Annotated in this window: 23 protein-coding genes; 13 read left to right on the top strand and 10 right to left on the bottom strand. The window is 62.3% G+C overall.

Annotated features, from left to right (window positions below; genetic code table 11):
- Positions 1-21 precede the first annotated feature (21 nt).
- The 5 genes from AC1DYR_RS07720 (at position 22) to AC1DYR_RS07740 (ending at position 4846) form a co-directional block, all read left to right on the top strand.
- Positions 22-663, top strand: coding sequence for a 2-dehydro-3-deoxy-6-phosphogalactonate aldolase (locus tag AC1DYR_RS07720; RefSeq protein ID WP_477704572.1), 642 nt, complete (start codon positions 22-24; stop codon positions 661-663).
- The gene (locus tag AC1DYR_RS07725) at positions 660-1454 is read left to right on the top strand and encodes an SDR family NAD(P)-dependent oxidoreductase (protein ID WP_477704573.1); all 795 of its coding nucleotides are present in this window, start codon (positions 660-662) and stop codon (positions 1452-1454) included. The genes AC1DYR_RS07720 and AC1DYR_RS07725 overlap by 4 nt, the downstream gene beginning before the upstream one ends.
- Before the next feature lie 131 nt (positions 1455-1585).
- Positions 1586-2002, top strand: a complete 417-nt coding sequence (locus AC1DYR_RS07730; protein WP_477704574.1) for a hypothetical protein — start codon at positions 1586-1588, stop codon at positions 2000-2002.
- A gap of 138 nt (positions 2003-2140) precedes the next feature.
- The gene (locus AC1DYR_RS07735) at positions 2141-4357 is read left to right on the top strand and encodes a copper-transporting P-type ATPase (protein ID WP_477704575.1); all 2217 of its coding nucleotides are present in this window, start codon (positions 2141-2143) and stop codon (positions 4355-4357) included.
- A 90-nt stretch (positions 4358-4447) separates the two neighbouring features.
- Positions 4448-4846, top strand: coding sequence for an SRPBCC family protein (locus AC1DYR_RS07740; protein WP_477704576.1), 399 nt, complete (start codon positions 4448-4450; stop codon positions 4844-4846).
- A gap of 2 nt (positions 4847-4848) precedes the next feature.
- Here the strand turns inward: AC1DYR_RS07740 and AC1DYR_RS07745 are convergent, their stop codons facing one another.
- A complete protein-coding gene (locus AC1DYR_RS07745) occupies positions 4849-5475 on the bottom strand; it encodes a LysE family translocator (protein WP_477704577.1) in 627 nt (208 codons plus the stop codon).
- A gap of 119 nt (positions 5476-5594) precedes the next feature.
- Between AC1DYR_RS07745 and AC1DYR_RS07750 the strand changes: the two genes are divergently transcribed.
- The gene (locus AC1DYR_RS07750) at positions 5595-6275 is read left to right on the top strand and encodes a DNA-3-methyladenine glycosylase I (protein WP_477704578.1); all 681 of its coding nucleotides are present in this window, start codon (positions 5595-5597) and stop codon (positions 6273-6275) included.
- A gap of 1 nt (position 6276) precedes the next feature.
- Here the strand turns inward: AC1DYR_RS07750 and AC1DYR_RS07755 are convergent, their stop codons facing one another.
- From AC1DYR_RS07755 to AC1DYR_RS07770, 4 genes are all read right to left on the bottom strand, one after another.
- Positions 6277-7251, bottom strand: coding sequence for a magnesium and cobalt transport protein CorA (locus AC1DYR_RS07755; protein WP_477704579.1), 975 nt, complete (start codon positions 7249-7251; stop codon positions 6277-6279).
- A 69-nt stretch (positions 7252-7320) separates the two neighbouring features.
- Entirely contained in the window at positions 7321-7794 is a 474-nt protein-coding gene (locus tag AC1DYR_RS07760; protein ID WP_477704580.1) for a MaoC family dehydratase, read from the bottom strand.
- A gap of 25 nt (positions 7795-7819) precedes the next feature.
- Positions 7820-9031, bottom strand: coding sequence for an MFS transporter (locus AC1DYR_RS07765; RefSeq protein ID WP_477704792.1), 1212 nt, complete (start codon positions 9029-9031; stop codon positions 7820-7822).
- Positions 9032-9107: 76 nt separating this feature from the next.
- On the bottom strand, positions 9108-9587 hold the full coding sequence (locus AC1DYR_RS07770) for a MarR family winged helix-turn-helix transcriptional regulator (protein ID WP_477704581.1): 480 nt from the start codon (positions 9585-9587) through the stop codon (positions 9108-9110).
- A 48-nt stretch (positions 9588-9635) separates the two neighbouring features.
- Here AC1DYR_RS07770 and AC1DYR_RS07775 point away from each other — a divergent pair, with 48 nt between their 5' ends.
- From AC1DYR_RS07775 to gloA, 5 genes are all read left to right on the top strand, one after another.
- On the top strand, positions 9636-10199 hold the full coding sequence (locus tag AC1DYR_RS07775) for a PaaI family thioesterase (protein ID WP_477704582.1): 564 nt from the start codon (positions 9636-9638) through the stop codon (positions 10197-10199).
- 367 nt (positions 10200-10566) lie between these two features.
- Positions 10567-10869, top strand: coding sequence for a hypothetical protein (locus AC1DYR_RS07780; RefSeq protein WP_477704583.1), 303 nt, complete (start codon positions 10567-10569; stop codon positions 10867-10869).
- On the top strand, positions 10839-11240 hold the full coding sequence (locus AC1DYR_RS07785) for an N-acyl amino acid synthase FeeM domain-containing protein (protein WP_477704584.1): 402 nt from the start codon (positions 10839-10841) through the stop codon (positions 11238-11240). The genes AC1DYR_RS07780 and AC1DYR_RS07785 overlap by 31 nt, the downstream gene beginning before the upstream one ends.
- A 161-nt stretch (positions 11241-11401) precedes the next feature.
- Positions 11402-13057 carry an ATP-binding response regulator gene (locus tag AC1DYR_RS07790; protein WP_477704585.1) on the top strand — a complete coding sequence of 552 codons (1656 nt, stop codon included), beginning with the start codon at positions 11402-11404 and terminating at the stop codon, positions 13055-13057.
- 122 nt (positions 13058-13179) lie between these two features.
- Positions 13180-13590, top strand: a complete 411-nt coding sequence (gloA, locus tag AC1DYR_RS07795; protein WP_477704586.1) for a lactoylglutathione lyase — start codon at positions 13180-13182, stop codon at positions 13588-13590.
- A 100-nt stretch (positions 13591-13690) separates the two neighbouring features.
- Here the strand turns inward: gloA and eda are convergent, their stop codons facing one another.
- From eda to AC1DYR_RS07810, 3 genes are all read right to left on the bottom strand, one after another.
- Complete coding sequence (gene eda / locus AC1DYR_RS07800; protein ID WP_477704587.1) at positions 13691-14353, bottom strand: bifunctional 4-hydroxy-2-oxoglutarate aldolase/2-dehydro-3-deoxy-phosphogluconate aldolase; 663 nt, start codon at positions 14351-14353, stop codon at positions 13691-13693.
- Complete coding sequence (gene edd / locus AC1DYR_RS07805; protein ID WP_477704588.1) at positions 14344-16161, bottom strand: phosphogluconate dehydratase; 1818 nt, start codon at positions 16159-16161, stop codon at positions 14344-14346. The genes eda and edd overlap by 10 nt, the downstream gene beginning before the upstream one ends.
- 164 nt (positions 16162-16325) lie before the next feature.
- On the bottom strand, positions 16326-16895 hold the full coding sequence (locus AC1DYR_RS07810; protein WP_477704589.1) for an OmpA family protein: 570 nt from the start codon (positions 16893-16895) through the stop codon (positions 16326-16328).
- A 121-nt stretch (positions 16896-17016) separates the two neighbouring features.
- Here AC1DYR_RS07810 and AC1DYR_RS07815 point away from each other — a divergent pair, with 121 nt between their 5' ends.
- Positions 17017-17562, top strand: coding sequence for a gamma-glutamylcyclotransferase (locus tag AC1DYR_RS07815; RefSeq protein ID WP_477704793.1), 546 nt, complete (start codon positions 17017-17019; stop codon positions 17560-17562).
- 87 nt (positions 17563-17649) lie between these two features.
- Positions 17650-18177, top strand: coding sequence for a superoxide dismutase family protein (locus tag AC1DYR_RS07820; RefSeq protein WP_477704590.1), 528 nt, complete (start codon positions 17650-17652; stop codon positions 18175-18177).
- A 3-nt stretch (positions 18178-18180) separates the two neighbouring features.
- Here the strand turns inward: AC1DYR_RS07820 and AC1DYR_RS07825 are convergent, their stop codons facing one another.
- Together AC1DYR_RS07825 and AC1DYR_RS07830 are read right to left on the bottom strand one after the other, a co-directional pair.
- The gene (locus tag AC1DYR_RS07825; RefSeq protein ID WP_477704591.1) at positions 18181-18729 is read right to left on the bottom strand and encodes a nucleotidyltransferase family protein; all 549 of its coding nucleotides are present in this window, start codon (positions 18727-18729) and stop codon (positions 18181-18183) included.
- On the bottom strand, positions 18729-21023 hold the full coding sequence (locus AC1DYR_RS07830) for a xanthine dehydrogenase family protein molybdopterin-binding subunit (RefSeq protein WP_477704592.1): 2295 nt from the start codon (positions 21021-21023) through the stop codon (positions 18729-18731). Before AC1DYR_RS07830 ends, AC1DYR_RS07825 begins: the two co-directional genes overlap by 1 nt.

Here is a 21023-nt window from a genome sequence, read left to right on the forward strand (position 1 = left end):
CGCCTCAACCCACAGAACACCATGAACAACGCACACGAAAAATTTTCCCAGGCCCTCGGCGCCCTCCCCCTGGTGGCCATCCTGCGCGGACTAACGCCGGCGGAGGCCCTGCCCGTCGGCCAGGCACTCGTTGCCACGGGCTGGACGCTGATCGAAATTCCGCTCAACTCACCCCAGCCGCTGGACAGCATTGCCGCCATGGCCAGCGCCTTTCCGCAGGCCCTGGTCGGTGCGGGCACGGTGCTGACTCCTGAAGCCGTACGTGACGTCCACGCCGCGGGTGGCCAGCTCATCGTTTCGCCCAATTTCAACCCGGCGGTGGTGCGCGAAGCTGTCCGCCTCGGCCTGGTGTGCCTGCCCGGCATCATGACTGCGAGCGAGGCATTTGCTGCGCTCGAAGCGGGCGCGACAGGGCTGAAGATTTTCCCGGCCGAAATGATTACCCCGGCGGTCGTGAAAGCCCTTCGCGCGGTACTGCCCGCGCAAGCCGCAGTGCTGCCGGTCGGCGGCATCACGCCCACCAATATGGCGCCCTACCTTGCCGCGGGCGCGAACGGTTTCGGCATCGGATCGGCACTCTACAAACCAGGTTCTTCCGCCGCCCAGGTCTCCGAATCTGCTATGGAATTTATAGCTGCTTGCGCTGGTACCATAAGGGCATGAGCATTATTTCATCTACAGATACTACCCAGGTATCATTCGGACTGGCGGGCCGCGTCTGCATCGTCACCGGCGGTGCCCAAGGTATCGGCGAGGCCTGCGCACGGCGTTTTTCGCGTGAGCAAGCGCAGGTCGTCATCGCCGATATAGACGACGCGCGCGGCACGGCGCTGGCCACAGAACTCGGCGGCCTGTATGTTCATTGCGACGTGGGCGACAAGGCTCAGGTCGATGCGCTGGTTGAACAAACCGTGGCCGCGCACGGCCGCATCGACGTGCTGGTCAACAATGCCGGCATCTTCAAGGCCGCAGAGTTTCTGGACGTGACGGAAGCCGACTTCGACGCCGTACTGCGCATCAACCTCAAGGGCTCCTTCCTGGTCGGGCAGGCCGTGGCGCGCGTGATGGCGGCCGCCGGCAAGGGCAGCATCGTCAACATGAGTTCGGTCAACGGCGTGCTCGCCATTCCCACCATTGCCAGCTACAACGTCAGCAAGGGCGGCATCAACCAGCTCACGCGCGTGATGGCGCTGTCGCTGGCAGGCCAGGGCGTGCGCGTCAACGCGGTTGCGCCCGGCACTATCGCCACCGAACTGGCCGCCAGGGCCGTGCTCACCAGCGACGAGGCCAAGGCCAAGATCATGAGCCGCACGCCCATGAAGCGCCTGGGCGAGCCCTCGGAGATCGCCGACACGGTGGCCTACCTGGCCAGCGACGCCGCGAGCTACATCACCGGTGAGATCGTGGTGGTGGATGGCGGTCGGATGACGCTGAACTACACCGTGCCCGTCTAGGGTCAGCCATCCCGCGAAAGCAGGGCCAAAATTGCCTGCGCAGTTGACATGGATCATGCAGGCCGCAAAACGTGGCCCGCAAACCCCGTCGTATCAATAGACTGGGCTCTCCTCTTCTGGAGTTCACCACCATGTCAATACGCCTGATTTCCATTCTCGCTACCGCCGCCACCCTCGGCCTGGCCGGCTGTGCCCAGACACCCACCGACCATGCAGCGCACCACCCTGGCGCGTCGGCGGCTGCTCCAGGTCAACCCATGCCGATGGTGCGTATGGACGAGCACATGAAAGCCATGCGCACCATGCACGACCGCATGACGCGCGCAAAAACCCCCGAAGAACGTAGTGCCCTGATGGCTGAACACCACAAACTCATGCAGGAAAGCATGAGCATGATGGGTGGCATGGGCGGGATGATGGGCAACATGCAGGGCCCAGGCAACGACCCGGCCGCGCGCCAACAGATGATGGAAAAACGCATGGAAATGATGCAGTCCATGATGCAGATGATGATGGACCGCCTGCCTCCGGTTCCAGCCAAACCCTGAGTTTTACAGCGTCGCCAGGGGCGGAGCGCTGCGACTCCAGGAGATGCCAACGGCGGGCTTGACCTTTCCCCTATGGGAGGGTTTATCTTTCCTCGATGCCTGATTTTCAAGCCTGCAACGCGGGAAAGGATGCCCTTCATGAACCACGCCCACTCTCCTCACTCATCTCACTCATCTCAAGCTTCTCACGGGTCCAGCACGGCGGCCGTCGGCGCTGCAACGCCAACCGTCCATGGCGATACCGCGGTGGCCGGCGGCACGGTCTATACCTGCCCCATGCATCCGGAAATCCGGCAGGATCACCCGGGCAATTGCCCGATCTGCGGTATGACGCTGGAGCCTGTCATGCCCAGCCTCGACGAGGATGAAAATCCGGAATTGCTATCTTTCACGCGCCGCTTCTGGTGGACGCTGCCGTTGAGCATGATGGTGACGGTGCTGGCCATGTTCGGCCACCAGCTCGGCTGGTTCGACATGACTGTCCAGAGCTGGATAGAACTGGTGCTGAGCCTGCCGGTCGTATTGTGGGCAGGCTGGCCCTTCTTTGTGCGTGGCGCGCAGTCAGTCGCCCACCGCAGCCCGAACATGTGGACCCTGATCAGCCTGGGAACAGGCGCGGCCTTTGCCTACAGCGTGGTCGCCACCCTCACGCCCGGTGTGTTCCCGGAGTCGTTTATTTCCATGGGCCGTGTAGCGGTTTACTTTGAGGCGGCGGCCGTGATCATTTCACTGACGCTGCTCGGCCAGATGCTGGAGCTGAAGGCGCGCTCGCAAACTTCCGCCGCAATCAAGTCATTGCTGGGGCTGGCGCCAAAAACCGCGCGGCGCATCAAGGCCGACGGCACCGAGGAAGACGTGCCGCTAACCCACGTGCACGTGGGCGACAGCCTGCGCGTGCGCCCCGGCGAAAAAGTGCCCGTCGACGGCGTCGTTACCGAGGGCGGCAGCGCCGTTGATGAATCGATGCTGACCGGAGAACCCCTGCCCGTGAGCAAGCGTCCGGGCGACAAGCTGATAGGCGCCACGCTCAACACCAGCGGCGCCCTGGTGATGCGCTCCGAGCGCGTCGGCGCGCAAACCATGCTGTCGCAAATCGTGCAGATGGTCGCGCTGGCCCAACGCTCGAAGGCACCCCTGCAGCGCATGGCCGACCAGGTTGCCGGCTGGTTTGTGATGGCCGTAGTGGCCGTGGCCGTGCTGACCTTTCTGGGATGGGGATTTTTCGGCCCGCAGCCGAGCTGGGTTTACGGCCTGATCAACGCGGTGGCGGTGCTGATCATCGCCTGCCCCTGCGCGCTGGGCCTGGCCACGCCGATGTCCATCATGGTCGCCACGGGCAAGGCGGCTGGCCAGGGCATTCTTTTCCGCGATGCGGCGGCGATTGAACACCTGCGCACCGTCGACGTATTGATCGTCGACAAGACCGGCACGCTGACGGCCGGCAAACCGGCGTTCGACCGCGCAGTTCCCGCAGTGGGCTTCAGCGCCGACGAAGTGCTGCGGCTGGCCGCCAGCCTGGACCAGGGCAGCGAACACCCATTGGCCGAAGCCATGGTGGCCGCAGCACGCGCGCGCGGCCTGGCGCTGGACACGCCAGAGAACTTCGAGTCCGCCAGCGGCATCGGCGTCAACGGGCGTGTAGCCGGCCGGCTGCTCGCACTCGGCAATACGGCGTTGATGGCGCAAGCTGGCGTGTCAGTAGATTCGCTGCTGGCCCAGGCGGAGGCCCTGCGGGCCGAAGGCGCCAGCGTGATGCACCTGGCGGTCGACGGCAAGCTTGCGGGCCTGCTCGCCGTGGCCGACCCGGTGAAAGCCAGCACGCCCGAGGCGCTGGCGGCGCTCAAAGCCGCTGGCTTGCGCGTGATCATGGCCACAGGCGACGGCCTGACCACAGCCAAAGCCATCGCCGGGCGCCTGGGCATTGACGAAGTGCACGGCGGCGTGCAGCCGGCAGACAAGCTGGCACTGGTCAAGCGCCTGCAAGATGAAGGCCATATCGTTGCCATGGCCGGCGACGGCATCAATGACGCCCCGGCCCTGGCCCAGGCCAACGTGGGCATTGCCATGGGCACAGGTACCGACGTGGCCATGAACAGCGCCCAGATCACGCTGGTCAAAGGTGATTTGCGCGGCATCGCGCAAGCCCGGAAAATTTCGGAGGCGACGATCGCCAACATGAAGCAGAACCTCGGTTTTGCCTTCGTCTACAACTCCCTCGGTGTCCCGCTGGCCGCGGGGCTGCTCTTTCCCTTTACCGGCTGGCTGCTGTCGCCCATGATCGCGGCCCTGGCGATGAGCCTGAGTTCGGTGTCGGTGATCAGCAATGCACTGAGGCTGCGCGGGAAGCGTTTGTAACCGGTGCTTAACAGGGCTGACTTCGCCCGGTTTGATTGCTATGCTGCGATGACAAGGCGCCACCCCGGCGCCAGCCAGACTGGGGTCGCCATGGCCACGATCTACCAGGAATTCACCGTCGACGCCGGCATAGACAGCGTCTGGGACGCGCTGCGCGATTTCAACGCTGTGCACCGGCGCCTTGCGCCGGGCTTCGTGGTCGATTGCAAACCTGGCGAAGGCAGCCGCACCGTAACCTTTGCCAACGGCATGGTCGCGCACGAAGTGCTGGTGGGCATCCATGAAGAGGCGCATCGCCTCAGCTACACCGTGGTCGGCGGCAAGGCCACCCATCACATGGCTTCGGCGCAGCTGTTTTCCGAGGGCGAAAACCGCACCCGCTTTGTCTGGATCACCGACGTGCTGCCCGATGCACTGGGGGAATACATCGACACGATGATGACCCAGGGCGCGGCGGTGATGCAGCAGGCACTCGGCAGGCCGGCCTGAATTCAGGCCGGCCGCTTGGCCAGCAAGGCCCAGACACCGGCCATGGACAGCAGCGAGCCGCCCGCGAAATTAAAACGCCGCTGGGCGCGCGGTGAGGCCAGCAGCGTACGGGCCGACGCGGCAAACACCGCATACAGCGTGGCGTTCAGGCTGGCCATCACCACAAAGGTCACCGCCAGCACCCAGAGCTGTCGCGTCACGTCGGCGCCGGGGTTGATGAACTGGGGCAGGAAAGCCACAAAAAACACAATGCCCTTGGGGTTGAGTGCAGTGACCAGGTAGGTGTTGCCGAACAGCCTCCACAAGGAGCCAGGCACCTCGGGCTCTGCTGCCTGCATGGGCGAAATTCCGGCGCGCAGGAGCTTGATGCCCAGGTAAAGCAAATACAGGCCACCCGCCCACTTGACTACCGTGAACCAGAAGGCCGATGCCGCGAGCAAGGCGCCCAGGCCGAACAACGAGACCACCAGCGCCGTCGAGTCACCCAACGCCACCGCAGCCACCAATGGAATGTTGGCACGCTTGCCGTGCGCCATCGAGTAGCTGATGACCGTCAGGATGGTCGGGCCCGGGATGATGAGCAGGACGGCGGTTGCGGCGACGAAAGCGAGCCAAAGCTGGATGGACATGGTGCGTTGTTCCGAAGTTGTGGATCGATGAGAAGGAGCACGCTTCATGATACTGCCGGGCGGCCAAGGATGAATCACCTCACCCGCGCGGCCCTGTCCGCATCTGCCTAAAATTGCCCATGCCTTCCGCCATCCCTCCCAATCGCCTCCAGGTTGTGCCCTCGCCGGCTGCCGGCCTTTTTACCGATGACACCCACACCGCGCGCTGCGCCTGGTGCCAGGCGACGCCCATTTACCGCAACTACCACGACAGCGAGTGGGGCTTTCCCGTGGACGATGAACGCCGGCTCTTCGAAAAAATCTGCCTCGAAGGCTTTCAGGCTGGCCTCAGCTGGCTGACCATCCTGAACAAACGCGAATCCTTTCGCAACGCGTTCGCCAACTTCGATGCCGAGCGGGTGGCCCGCTTTGGCGAGCGTGACATCAAACGCCTGGTCAATGACGCGGGCATTGTGCGACACGCGGGAAAGATCGCCTCGACCATCAACAATGCCAAGCGCGTCATCGAGCTACGAAAAGAATTTGGCTCACTGGGCGCTTTTGTCTGGCGGCTGGAGCCCGAGGCCAAGAGCCGCCCCGCGCGCATCACACATGAGGCTGTCAAAGCCATGCCGACTTCTCCGGCCTCCATCGCACTGTCCAAGGATTTGAAGAAACGCGGTTGGAGCTTTGTGGGCCCCACCACGATGTATGCCTTCATGCAGGCCATGGGTCTGGTCAATGACCACATCGAGGGCTGCGCCAGCCGCAAGGCGGCGCTGGCCGCCCGCAAGGCGTTTACACCACCGCGCCCGCTTTAATTCAAAGCCATTTGGCGCGCCTGAAACGCCAGTACAGCAGCGAGCACGCCACCACAATCATGCTGATGGCCATGAGATAGCCGTAACGCCATTTGAGTTCGGGCATGGCTTCGAAGTTCATGCCCCATATGCCGGCAAACGCCGTGCAGACCGCAAAGATACTGGCCCAGGCCGCGAGCTTCTTGGTCACTTCGCTCTCTTCAATCGTCACCATCGCCAGGTTCACCTGGATAGCAGTGCCTATGGTGTCACGCATGTTTTCGATCAATGCGTTGATGCGCGACAAATGGTCAACCACGTCGCGAAAATAATCCTGCACTCCACTGCAGATCTGAGGAACCCGGCCGCCATAGAGTTTGCTGGCCCCTTCGAGCAGCGGCGCCACTGCGTGCTTGAGCACCATCACGCTGCCCTTGAGTTCGTAGAGCCGTTCGATGTTCTTTCGCGCAGCACCGGGCGTGAAGATTTCCTTCTCGATCAGCTCCAACTCGGTCTCGAGTGCGTCGAGGATGGGAAAGTAACGGTCAACCACCGCATCCATCAGGGCGTACAGCACAAAACCCGAACCGTTGCGCAGCAGCTCCGGTTCGCGCTCGCAGCGTTCACGCACGCCCAGAAACCCCTTCTGGCTGCGGTTGCGCACCGAGAGTACATAGTTCTTCCCGGTGAACACATCTACCTCGCCGACGTGGAGCTCACCCGGCTTCTCGTTGGACTGCTCGATCAGGTGCAGTACCGAAAACAGCGAGGCGCCGTATTCCTCGATTTTTGGGCGTTGGTGGCCGTGCCGGGCATCTTCGACCGCCAATTCATGCAGGCCGAACTCATGCTGCATTTCTTCAAGCTCTTCCGGCGTGGCGTCTTGCAGCGCCACCCAGACGAAAGCATCGGGACGGCAGATGTAGTCGCTGATCTCGGTGACGGGAATGTCGGCAAGCTTGGTGCCGTTCTGGTAGACCACGCAATTGATAAGCATCTGTTGTTTCCCGCAAGTTGTCTGCCTGCGTGAATTCTGGCACAGCGCCGATATACCGTCACGCTGAGATCAGGTTGGGCGGCGCGGAACCACCAGGTTATAGACCGACTGCTGCAGCACCTCGCCGTGCTGGTTGAGCGTCTGGCTGCGCACCACCACCCGGCCCCGGTCGGGCCGCGAGGCTGAGGGCGTCACGCTCACCACTTCTGTCTCTACATGCAGCACATTCCCGGGGCGCGTGGGTTTGGGCCAGCTGATTTCCCCGCCCGCGCCTATGATTCCGCCGGCCAGTGGCAAACCGCCACCCACCAGCAGCCGCATCGTGACAGCCGCCGTATGCCAGCCGCTCGCGGCCAAGCCGCCAAAGAGTGTGGCTATGGCCGCTTCGTGGTCCAGGTGAAATGGCTGCGGATCAAACTGCGCGGCGAAAGAGATGATTTGAGCCTCGTCGAGTGCATGCTCGCCGCTGACGAAGCGGTCGCCTACCGTGAGGTCGTCGAGATAACGGGGCTCCGGAATGCCGGCTTCAGGAATATTGCTCATGCATTTCTTTCGCTTAGGCAGACACTCAGGTCGCGGCCCTGGCGGCCATTTGCCGCGGCAGCAGCGCTTCGCGGATCGGCAGGTTCACCAGCGCGGCGCCTGCGGCCAGCACGATGTCGATATACCAGACCCAGTCGTAGCTGCCGGTTGCCTGGAATATATAACCGCCCAGATAAGCACCCAGGAAACCACCCAGCTGGTGCGACAACATGACCACGCCGAACAGCATGGCCATGTTGGCCGTACCGAACATCTTGGCGACCAGGCCCACCGTGGGTGGAACGGTCGAAAGGAAGGTCACGCCCATGACGGCGGCGAAGATCAGCATCACGGCCGGGGTCTTGGGCGCCAGCAGGAAGATGAGTACGGCGAGGCCACGCGTTGTATAGAGCAGCGCCAGCAAGGACTTCATGCGCCAGCGGCCGACGGCCCAACCCATGGCCAGACTGCCGACGATGTTGAAGAGGCCAATCATCGCAAGCGACCAACCGCCAATTTCGGGCGGCAAACCACAGGCCGCTATCACGCCGGGGAGGTGAGTCGCCAGAAACGCCACGTGAAAACCGCACACCAAAAAACCCGCCGCGAGGTAACGGTAGCTAGGCGTTGCGATGGCCTGGCTAATGGCTTGACGTGCGCTCAGCGCTTTCGTGCCCGAGGCCGCCGCAGCCTGGGCTGCCAGCGCATTCGAATTGCCTTTCAGCACCAGCACCGCAGGCACCGCCAGCAGCACCAGCGCGCCCAGCCACTGCATTGCACTGGCCCAGCCGACAGCGGCTGTGAGGCCAATGGCGATGGGAGCCATCGCGAACTGCCCAAAAGAGCCGCCCGCGTTGACGATGCCGGTGGCCAGGCCGCGCTTTTCAGGCGGCACCAGGCGTGTGCTGGCGGCCATCAGCACAGAAGGCCCGGCCATCCCGGCACCGCCCGCCGCAAGCACGCCGATGGCAAAGATCAGGCCGGCTGTGCTGGTCATCAGCGGCGTGATGATGGTGCCAATCGCCACCAACACAACACCCATGAAGATCACACGGCCAGTACCGATGCGGTCAGCCACCGCGCCGGCAAAGGGCTGCGTCAGCCCCCACCAGAGTTGGCCGAAAGCGAAGGCCAGGCTGATGCTGCCGATACCCAGTGCGGTCGAAGTATTGAGCGCAGAGAGGAACAGGCCCATGGTCTGTCGCACGCCCATGGTGAGGGCAAAGGTGCCGCCGGCGGCCAGTAGGACCAGCCACATCGCGATGCGGCGCGCTGGCAGTGCAGTGGAAGAAGCGGAAGGCGTGACGCTGGACGGGGAAGGGGAAGGCTCGGTATTACTCATCATCAGCTCCAGATTCGACAGGGGACAAAAGTTCGAGGGATTCATTGATCAGGTTGTGCAGGGCCAGCACACGCCCGGCGCCCAACAGTGCGTTGAGCTGCTCCTGCGCAGCCCTCCACCGTGATCGGGCCTCCTCATGCTTGGCACGGCCCGCGTCAGTCAGCACCACGGTACGGCTGCGCGCATCGGTGCCTGCGGCGAGCTCAATCCAGCCGGCCTCGATCAGCGGCTTGAGGTTGCGCGTGAGGGTAGAGGCACTCACCTTCATGCCGCGCGCCAGCTCGCCCGGTCGCATGGGGCCCAGCTTCAGCACATAAGTCAGCAGGGAATACTGCGTTGTCTTCAGTCCGGCCTTGGTCATTTCCAGGTCGTAGTGGTGCGCGACGCGGCGCATCAGCTGGCGCAGCTTGACATTGGTGCAGCCCTGCACTTTGAGTTCGGCCTGGGTTGACAGGCGGGTTTTCTCGCTCATAATTTGATTGTAGCTACAATCATTGTATATGCAACATTTATAAATGCCATGACCCTGCAAGACACATTGACTCAGTGGATGGAACAAAGCGCCGCAGTGCGCGCCCGCATGATGGACGGCGGCGGCAATCCCGGTCTGGCCCGACCGGAAGACGTCACAGGCAAGACCGGCATGGAAGTGATGCAGGCCATGCTCGCCGGCCAATTGCCCTACCCCCACATTGCTGAAACACTGGATTTCTCCCTGATTGAGGTTGAGCCCGGTAAAGCCACCTTCCAGGGCACGCCGCAGCTCAAGCACTACAACCCGCTGGGCACTGTGCACGGCGGCTGGTACGCCACGCTGCTCGACTCCGCCGTGGGCTGCGCCGTGCACACCATGATGCCGGTCGGCCGGGCCTACACCACCGCCGAACTCAGCATCAACATCGTGCGTGCCGCCTCACACAAGACCGGCCCGCTGCGCGCCATCGGCACGGTGATCCACTGCGGCCGCCAGTTGGCAACGGCCGAGGGCCGCATCGTCGGGCCGGACGGCAAGCTGTATGCGCATGCGACCACGACCTGTCTGGTGTTTGAGGTCGGGGGAGCCAAGGCTGACCAAGGCACCTGATACAAGCCAATGTGGCGGTGAATGGAAATCCCCGACGCATCCACCGCCACGGTCACCGGAAAATTCTCCAGTTACGCCACTTGGCCGGCATGCCCCCCCAAAAAGCCGGTTCGATGACCTGACCGAGAGATCCTTGAAGAAGGGCTCACACCAGGACCAAAAATCCCGGCAGACTGTCCGCATGCGGACAATTTATGTTCTTTTTTCGATTCGACCCGCTATTCAAGCGGAATAAGCGGGAAACCCCTGTTATATCTGACAGGGTCAGGCTTGATTCAGCCTTGCGCGGCGCATAGACTGCGCGAACATTCAAAGAAGAATTAAGGCATTTGGCAAAGACAAGCACTCAACCTGGAAATGCAACGCAATGATTACCTCCCTGAACGACCATGCGCCAACCCCCTTTCAGGTTTTGCGCCAGCCGATGGATGCTCCAGGAGCCGTTTTTCTCACCGGCGGAACGCCCTTCATTTCAGCCCCTCCCCGGGGAAATTTCGCCGACGAAGTCACGCTCTGCCATCTGGATACTCCGTTAAAGATGGAAAAAGTCCAGAGCCTGCGCGGCCACATCAACCTGCCGTCCGGATGCCGCGACGCGCGGTTTTTTGAACAAGAAAAAAAAGAGACGAATTGGGCTTTGTGTTTGCATTCGAGTTCCAACGCGTGGTGATTGGCACCTTGAGGCTGGTTCCGATGCACAAGGGGCTGACCTCACTTGAAAAGCTGTTGGCGGAAAAACAATTGATTGCGCCAGAGACCTGCCGAAACAGCTGGGAAATCGGGCGCCTTGTGCTCAATCCCGATTACAGAAGCGGCCCCGATCTTGTGAAGCGATGCATATTTTTGGGTGTTTCGTATCTTGCGCGGCATACCGATGGGCAAGACCTCTTTGCCTCCTGCACGCCGGTGCTGAGCCGCTTGTACAGGCGTTTCGGGTTTGCCACCATCGCCAACAATTTACGAGTGGATGGGGCGGACGAATCGTTTGCCCTGATACATGGACAGGTACCGGACATTCTCAAATCGTCTGACTGTCAGTAAGTCATGCACGGGAATATTTCATATTGCAGCCGTCTCCTCCACCAGAGACCGGAAGAGGTTGCTGTTGATGGTTTTCCCGCGCCAACAGAATTGAAATATATATGGGCTGGTTAAAAAAACTCTTTGGCCACTATGAGGCTTACCACGCACATGGAAGACCCTTGCTCAAATACGTCGGCATCGTCGGCGCGATGACCTATGTGGTGTTCTACCTGATACGGTTCACGAAACCCAATCCCCGTCCCTATGACGACCTCGGCATGCGGGTGCTGGTCGTGATTCTCTTTACCGCGCTGGCGATGAAAAATCGCTGGCCCCAGAAGCTGAAGAAATATTACTTCGCCTATTCCTATTGGGCATTGATTTATTGCCTGCCGTTTTTCAACGTATTTCTATCGCTGAAGCGGCACGGAGGCATCCCCGCGATCTCCAACTGTTTTATCGCGCTCAGTTTTCTTGTCATGATCGCCGACTGGCGCAACACGATTGCCATGTTGGTGATCGGTTGCGGCAGCGCGGCGTTGCTGTACGTCGCCATCACACCCAACCCCTCAATACCCATGGACATGGTGGCCCAGCTCCCGGCCTACCTGCTGATACTTATCGGCGGCGCCGCATTCAAGCTTTCGGAAAAGCAGATAGATGCGGAGAAATTGCGCATTGCAACCTCTCTCGCCGGCTCGATTGCCCATGAGATGCGAAACCCGCTGGCACAGGCCAAGATGAGCCTGGAGAGTATCGGGGAAATGCTGCCCGCGAACGGTATCGCGGTCTCCGCCGAACACACTTCCCGCATGCGCCAGTTTGTCAACATGGGGGAGATCGCTGTACACAGGGGCAACCAGGTGATTGACCTGATCCTGGGCTCCTTCAAATCCAGCGTGGTGGACCGAAGCAAATTTGAGTATCTATCCGCCGCAAAAATAACTCAGAAGGCGGTGGACGAATACAGTTTTTCCGATCGGCACCTGCGCGATGATGGTGGCAACTTACGTGACAGTGTCACAGTGCGTGTCGTGAAGGATTTCACCTTTTACGGAGACGAAACCCCTTATGTTTTTGTGCTCTTCAACCTGATCAAGAACGCGCTCTATTACCTCGACCAAAAGTCCGGCGCAACGATCATACTGACGGTAGACGATCACAAGGTGACCGTCAGAGACACGGGTCCGGGCATCGACAAGGAGGTGTTGGCGCACCTGTTCGAATCCTTCATGACTTCAGGAAAGGCCGAGGGGACAGGCCTTGGGCTGTCGTATTGCAAACGCACCATGCAAGGTTTTGGCGGTGATATTCATTGCGATTCCGTGGTCGGTGAATTTACGCAATTCACGCTGACCTTCCCCCCAATACCGCAAACCGGGACGGGCAAGGCCGCCGCAGCGCCGGAAGCGCCTCGGCAGGCAGCCAGCCCCATCATCCCCGGCAATGTGCTGGAGGGCAGAACCGTCATATTGGCCGAAGACGACGAACTTAACCGCATCATGGTGGGGGAGCGCTTGAAAAGCTGGGGATTGACAGTACTGGAGGCCGAAGGGGGGCGCCAGGTACTGGCCCACCTGGACAGCACCCCAAGTGTCGATTTGATCTTGATGGACATGAACATGCCCGGCTTGAACGGCGTGCAAACGACCCAGGCGATTCGCTCGCGTGATTGGGAGCATCAGGGTATTTTTATCCTCGCACTTTCCGGGAACTCCGATGAGCTTGATGTCAGGACAGCCTTGAACGCCGGCATGAATGGCTACATCCTGAAAAACGGCGACATGAAGTTGCTGCAAGGAAAAATGCTGGAGGCTTTGGCGGCAACAGAGTAGGCCCCTCATCGGTCATTGCGCGGCATGCATCGCCATCGGCTTTGCATCCCTGCGCAAGCGGCCTGCACAGGGAGCGAAGATTCGCGACAATGGGCAATCCGCCACTCCCCACCTTCATCACCATGCGACTCCTCCACACCATGCTGCGCGTTGGCAATCTCCAGCGCTCCATCGACTTTTACACCCAGGTTCTCGGCATGAAGCTGCTGCGCACCTCGGAAAACCCCGAGTACAAATACAGCCTGGCCTTTGTCGGCTATGAAGGCAACCCGGCGCAGGCCGAAATCGAGCTGACCTACAACTGGGGCACCGAAAGCTACGAGATGGGCACGGCTTTTGGCCACATTGCGCTGGGCGTGCCTGATGCCTATGCAGCCTGCGACAAGATCAAGGCCGCTGGCGGCAACGTCACGCGCGAGGCCGGTCCGGTCAAGGGCGGCATCACGGTGATTGCCTTTGTGACAGACCCGGACGGCTACAAGATTGAGCTGATACAGCGCGATGAAAGCGCTGCGGGCGCTGGCCTGCGTTAGTTCAATCCGCTCCGCTGCTATTCTTTTAATAGCTTCTTGCGCTCATCCAGAAAGGCTGGGAGCGCTATTTTCCTCATAAATAGCGGGCGGGCTGCCTAGCTCAAGCAGCACTGCGTGCCAGCTGGCAGGCCTGAAAAGCCAGCGCAGTGACGTGTGACCAGTTGCCGCGAGCCAGCGTGTCCGCAGGGGTCAGCCAGGAACCGCCCACACACACCACATTGGGCAGCGCCAGAAACTCAGGCGCATTGGCCACCGTGACGCCACCCGTCGGGCAAAACCGCACGTCGCCAAAGGGGCCATTCCAGGCTTTCAGCATGGCCGGGCCGCCCGCCTGCATGGCCGGGAAAAATTTGAGTTCGGTCAGGCCGTCTTCCTGCGCCATCATGATCTCGCTCCCGGTGGCCACCCCTGGCAACAGCGGCAGGCCGGCATCCTTGCAGGCCTGTCCCATCGCACGGGTGTAACCGGGGCTTACCGCAAAGCGTGCACCGGCCATGGCGCAGGCCTGGGCGTCGGCGGCACTGCGCACAGTGCCCGCCCCCACCACGGCTTCTGGCACATCGCGCGCAATGGCCTCAATGCAGGCCAGCGCTTGCGGCGTGCGCAAGGTGACTTCGAGCATGCGGATGCCGCCGGCCACCAGCGCACGTGCCAGCGGTACCGCCTGGCTCACGTCGGTCAGCACAATCACGGGTATCACGGGGGCGTCCTGCATGATCTGCAGGGGGGTCAGTTTTCCGCTGACGTTGAGATTCACATCCACGATAAAGCTCCTTCTTCAGCTGTTAGCGCGTGACGGCGCATACCGGCAAACAACTCCCGTCCCATGCCGATGCCGTTGGCTGCGCGCAAATCGGCAGGCATGGTGTCGACGGGCCTCGCGATCCATTCTGCATCGTTCACCAGCACCTTCAATTCGCCGGTGATGGCATCCACACGAATTACATCACCGTCGCGCACCTTGGCCAGCGGGCCGCCGGCAGCGGCTTCGGGCGACACATGGATGGCGGCCGGCACCTTGCCCGAAGCGCCGCTCATGCGGCCGTCGGTGACCAGCGCGACCTTGAATCCCTTGCCCTGCAGCACGGCCAGCGGCGGCGTGAGCTTGTGCAGCTCGGGCATGCCGTTGGCTTGCGGGCCTTGCCAGCGCACCACACACACCACGTCGCGGTTGAGTTCTCCGGCGCTGAACGCGATGTGCAAGGCTTCCTGCGAATCAAACACTCGCGCGGGCGCCTCGATGACATGACGGTCGTCGGGCACAGCGGAGACCTTGATCACGCTGCGGCCCAGGTTGCCTTGCAGCAGCTTGAGGCCGCCAGTGGCGCTGAAGGGCTTGGCGGGCGTGCGCACGATGGCTTCGTCTTTGGACGCGCCCACGTCGTGCCAGGCAAGCGCCGCGCCGGCCAGCGCCGGCTCGCGTGTGTATTCGCGGATGCCGCCTTCGCGCACCGTGAGCACGTCTTCATGCATGAAGCCCGCATCCAGCAACTCGCGAATGATGAAGCCGGGGCCGCCTGCGGCCTGGAACTGGTTCACGTCGGCGCTGCCGTTGGGGTAGACGTGGGCCAGCGTCGGCACCACGTCAGAGAGGTCGGAAAAATCATTCCAGTCGATCACGATGCCGGCCGAATGCGCGACGGCTACCCAATGGATCAGGTGATTGGTGGATCCCCCGGTGGCGAGCAGGGCCACCATCGCATTGACAATGGCTTTTTCATCGACGATCTGGCCGATGGGAGCAAAGCGTTTGGCCTTGACGATGCCGAGTACCGTGCGCGCCGCCTCGCGCGTGAGTTCTTCGCGCAGGGCGTTATCAGGGTTCACAAACGCGGTGCCGGGCACATGCAGGCCCATGGCTTCGAGCAGCAACTGGTTGCTGTTGGCTGTGCCGTAAAAGGTGCAGGTGCCGGGGCTGTGATAGGACTTGAACTCCGAGTCCAACAAGGCATCGCGTCCCACCAGCCCCTGCGCGGCCTGCTCACGCACATGGGCTTTTTCCTTGTTGGGGATACCGGAGGTCATGGGCCCTGCAGGTACAAACACCGTGGGAAGGTGACCGAACTGCAATGCACCTATGAGCAGGCCCGGCACGATCTTGTCGCACACGCCCAACATCAGCGCGGCGTCGAACATGTCGTGCGACAACGCAACCGCCGTACCCATCGCGATCACGTCGCGGCTGAAAAGGCTGAGTTCCATGCCGCTGGTGCCTTGCGTCACGCCGTCGCACATCGCGGGGACGCCACCCGCAACCTGCGCCGTGGCGCCCAGCTTGCGCGCCTCGTCCTTGATGAAGGCCGGGTAGGCCTGGAGCGGGGTATGCGCCGACAACATGTCGTTGTAGGCAGTGACTATGCCAATGTTGGGCTTGCGCTCGGCCACCACCTTGAAGCGGTCGTCCAGCGGCATGCCGGCAAAGGCATGCGCCACATTGGCGCAACCCATGCGGTCCAGGCCGGGTTCGCGGCTGGCGGCAGCGCGCAGGTGTGCAAGGTAGGCGCTGCGCGTGGGAAGGCTGCGTTCTGCGATGCGGGCGGTGATTTTTGAAACTGCGGGGTGAAGGGCCATGTTGTAACTCCGGTCATGGTCAAGTCACTGGGTATGTAACTTTATTACTGACTCTATGGTAACGGGTTACCGGTCTCTTTACCGCTGCATGGTTACCAGGTGGTTACGAAACGCTGCCGCAAAAGCTGTTCTGCAAGGTTCTGAAACAACCCGTGGATGCGGCTTTACTGGAGAGTAATTTCCACGCGCCGCGCTTCGGCATCGCTGCCGCCACCCACAAGCTGCTCGGGCTTTTTCAGCACGATCTGGCGATCGGAAACACCGGCCTGCTTCAGTGCCTCGCGCACGGCAAGGGCGCGCTGCCGGGCAAGCACTGCATTTTTCTGGGCGTCCCCTGTGGCATCGTGAAAACCGGTGATCACCAGCGTGCGGCCAGCCTTGGCGGCCTTGACCACTTCACCCAGAGCAGCACCCGCACCGTCTGCAAGGTCTGCATCGCCCGAGGCAAAATAAAACCGCACCGCGCCCTGCTCCACCTTCACGCTGGCGGCGTCGGCCGCAGCCTGCGAAGCCTGGCCGGCATTGTTCGCGGCGCTGGCTGGCAGGGCAGGCGTCGGCGCCGCCTCTGGCACAGGCACGGGCAGGGCTTTTTGGGCAGGCGCAACAGCGGCGGAAGGCATCCGGCTGAGCCGATGCATGCAGAGCCCCACCACCAGCGCGATCACGAAAGCCACGAGGCCGAGAACGACCGCCAACACCAAGCCTTGCTGGCCTTCATCGTCCTGAGAAAACATTGCCCCACTCCCGTCACTAAATCCGTCACAAAAACTCAGCGCATTGTAAAGTGCGGCTGTGGAAAATTCAGCCCAACAAGCCGCCAGCCCCGGCATCAGCGTTTCCCGCAACCCGGACCACATGCTCGAGACCGTCATCCGCGAATGGGGCGGCCAAAGCGATCTCTGGATCTTCGCCTATGCCTCGCTCATCTGGCGCCCGGAGTTTGAACATGCCGAGGAACGTTTTGCGACCATCCACGGCTACCACCGCGCCCTGAAGATGTGGAGCCGCCTGAACCGCGGCACGCCGGAGTGCCCAGGCCTGGTGTTTGGCCTCCTGCACGGCGGCAGCTGTAAGGGGATGGTGTTTCGCATACCTCAGGCGCAGGTCGCTGGCGCCCTGCCTGCGCTGTGGAAACGTGAAATGCCCAACGGCGTCTATGACCCCAAATGGCTGCGCTGTCAGACGGCACAGGGCGATGTGCGGGCGCTGGCCTTCACCTTGTCCAAGCGCAGCCCGAGCCACACCGGCGTGCTCAGCGCAGACGTTTACCGGCAGATTTTTTCCGACTCCTGCGGCCGTTACGGCACCACGCGCGAGTATGCACAGCTCACCTATGACAAACTTAAAACGCTGGGAATCCACGACCACGCACTGGGGAAGCTGCTGCAGCTGGCCAAATAGGCCCAGACAGCGGAGGCCCTGGCCTTGTCAGCAGGGGCAAGGCGCCCTACAGTCAGCCACTGAATCAACCATCAGGAGACCTGCATCATGAAATACCACCTGGCACCGTTCGCCACCGCCCTTGCCGCCGCCTTGATGCTGGCCGCTTGCGCCTCATCCATGAGCGGCCCGCGCGCCGTGGCCCAGCTGCAAAGCACCACCGGCAATACCGCCTCCGGCACCGTCAGCTTCGTGCAGAGCGGCGACAAGGTGCTGGTTTCGGGCGAGATACGCGGCCTCAAACCCAATGCCGAGCACGGTTTTCATGTACATGAAAAAGGCGACTGTTCCAGCGGCGACGGGATGAGCGCAGGCGGACATTTCAACCCCACCGGCCAGCAGCATGGCAGCCATGCCGACATGGCCCACCACACCGGCGACCTGCCCAGCCTGAAAGCCGACGCCAGCGGCGTCGCGAAATTCAGCTTTGAATCAAAGACCCTTTCGGTTGGCAGCGGCACGACCGACATCGTCGGCAAAGGGCTGATCGTTCACCGTGACCCCGACGACTACAAGACCCAGCCCACCGGAAATTCCGGACCGCGGCTGGCATGCGCGGTAATTACCCGGGCCTGAGATTCAGCGCTGCCTGAGCAGCGCTTCAGCCCGGCGCAAGTCGTCCAGCGTGTCGATGTCGGTAACCGTGCCTTCATCGGACACATCAATGAATGCTACAGAATTGATAGCTGCTTGCGAAAGTACCACGGGCGCTGCACCGTTATTTCCCTTTAAATCCAGCAACGCGGCACGGCATGCAACCGAAAAACCCACCGGATGGCCGCGCGCGCCTTGGAACATCGGCACCACCACCGCATGCTGCGCCAGCGCGTGGGCCACCGCCTGCAGCGTAGCGGCCTGCACCAGCGGCAAATCACCCGGCAAAATCAACCAGCCCGCAGCTTCGGGCGTGGCCCGCACGGCGGCCGCGATGCAGTCGCCCATGCCCGGATGCCCGGCATCTTCCAGATGCCAGGGCAAGCCGCTGGCAGCCACGGCGTCCAGCGTGTGCTGCAGCACAGGTTTGCCGGCCAGCAGCGCCTGCAGCTTGTGCGTGCCGCCACCCGACGCGGCAAAGCGCTCACCCCGGCCTGAGGCCAGCACCAGTACCGTGGGCTTGCTGCCCTGCATCACGCCAGCTTGAAGGGCAGCTCGCGCGGCGCCGGCTTGCCCGTGAGCCTGGCGATGGCATTGGCAAAGGCCGGGGCCAGCGGCGGCAGGCCCGGCTCGCCCAAGCCCGTGGGCGCATCGGCGCTGGGCACGATGAACACAGCCACCGTGGGCATGTCGGTGATGCGCGGCACCGGGAAATCGCCAAAATTGCTTTGCTCGACCACACCGTCCTTGAGCGTGATGGCCGCACCCGGCAGGCACATCGACAAACCCATCAGCGCCGCGCCCTGTACCTGCGCCTCGATGCTGGTCGGGTTGATCGCGAGGTTGCAATGCACGCCTGCGGTAATGCCGTGCAGCACTGGTACGTTGTCCTTGACGGACGCTTCGACCACATAAGCCACCACGGTGTTGAACGACTCATGCACCGCCACGCCCCAGGCGCGCCCGGCGGGCAAAGTGCGTTTGCCATAACCGGATTTGTCGACCGCCAGCTGCAGCGCGGCCGTGTGGCGCGGGTGCTTGGTGCCGAACTGCTTGAGGCGGTAAGCCACAGGGTCTTGCCCGCTGCTGCGCGCGACTTCGTCAATCAACGTTTCCATGACGTACGCCGTGTGGGTAGAACCCACGCTGCGCCACCAGAGTACCGGCACGTTGAGCTTGGGGTGATGCACAGACAGACGCATCGGGATGTCGTAAGGCTCCTTCATGCCTTCAACCATGGTGCCGTCCACGCCATCCTTGACCATAAAGGCTTCAAACGGCGTGCCGCCGACGATCGACTGGCCGACGATGACGTGGTCCCAGCCCAGGATCTCGCCTTTGTCGTTAAAGCCGATCTCGGCGCGGTGCACATGCATGGGACGGTAGTAACCGCCCTTGATGTCGTCTTCGCGGCTCCACAGCGTGCGCACCGCGGCCGCGAGGCCGACGCCGCGCGCAGCTTTTGCGACATTGCAGGCTTCCACCACGTAATCACTGGTGGCAATCGCACGGCGGCCGAAACCGCCGCCAGCCATCTGCACATTCATCTTCACGTTTTGCGGCGCCACGCCCAGGGCCTTGGAAGCGGCCATCGTGTCCAGGCCCGGCATCTGCGTGCCCAGCCAGAGTTCGGCTTTGGCCTGAGTGCCCTGCCCGCTCAGCTGCACCGTGCAATTGAGCGGCTCCATGGGCGCATGGGCCAGATAGGGGAAGACAAACTCGGCCCTGATCTTCCTGGGTGCTGACGCCAGCTTGCTGATGTCGTCCTTGTATTTGAGCGCACCGGTTTTCTGCGCCAGCGCGCGATAGCTGGCCAGTTGCTGCACGCTATCGACCTTCTCGACGCCACTGGTGTCCCACTCGATCTTGAGCGCATCGCGGCCCTGCCTGGCAGCCCAGTAGCCCTCGGCCACCACGGCCACACCCTCGCCGCCGCGGTCCAGCGGCACGCGCAGCACGGCCTTCACGCCGGGAACGGCTTTGGCCGCGGCGGCGTCCAGTGACTTGAGCTTGCCGGCAAACACCGGCGGGTGCGCCACAACGGCCGTCAGCATGCCGGGCAGGCGCACGTCGATGCCGTAGCTTTGCCCGCCGGTGGATTTGGCCCGCGCGTCGAGCCGGCCCGTGGGCTTGCCGATGATCCGGAACTGTTTCGGGTCCTTGAGCGTGACGGCCTCCGGCACCGGCAGCTTCATGGCCGCTTCGGCCAGCTCGCCGTACGTCAGGCGCTTGCCGCCGGGGCCAATGACCACGCCCTGCTGGGTGCGCAGGCTGCTCGCATCAACGCCCCACTGCGCCGCAGCCGCCGAGACCAGCATGGCGCGGGTGCGCGCGCCGAGTTCGCGATACTGCGTATAGGAGTTTTTGATCGAACCTGAGCCGCCCGTGAGGTGCATGCCGAAAGCCGGATCCACATACGCCGGGTCGGCGTTGCCATGCTGGCTCTTCACAAGACTCCAGTCCGCGTCGAGTTCTTCGGCCAGGATCATGGGCAGGCCGGTCTGCACGCCCTGTCCGAAATCGAGCCGGTTGATGGTGACGGTCACCGTGCCGTCCTTGTCGATACGCACAAAGGCCGAGGGCTGTTGGGTCGGCTTGAGGCTGGATGCCGCCGGTGCACCCGCTGTGGCCATGGTTTGCGCTTGCGTCAGCATCGGAAAAGCGCCGAGTGCAAAGCCGCCGGCCGTCGCAACCTTGAGGAAGCTGCGGCGCGGCAGTTCGGCATCTGCTATGGTTTTGGTAGCTGCTTGCGCCCGACTCATAAGGACTTGAAGGCCTTTTGGCAGCTGATCGGCGATGTCGAAGGTGTCAGTGGTGTTGGAATACAT

It is taken from the genome of Polaromonas sp. P1_F9 (assembly GCF_056405615.1).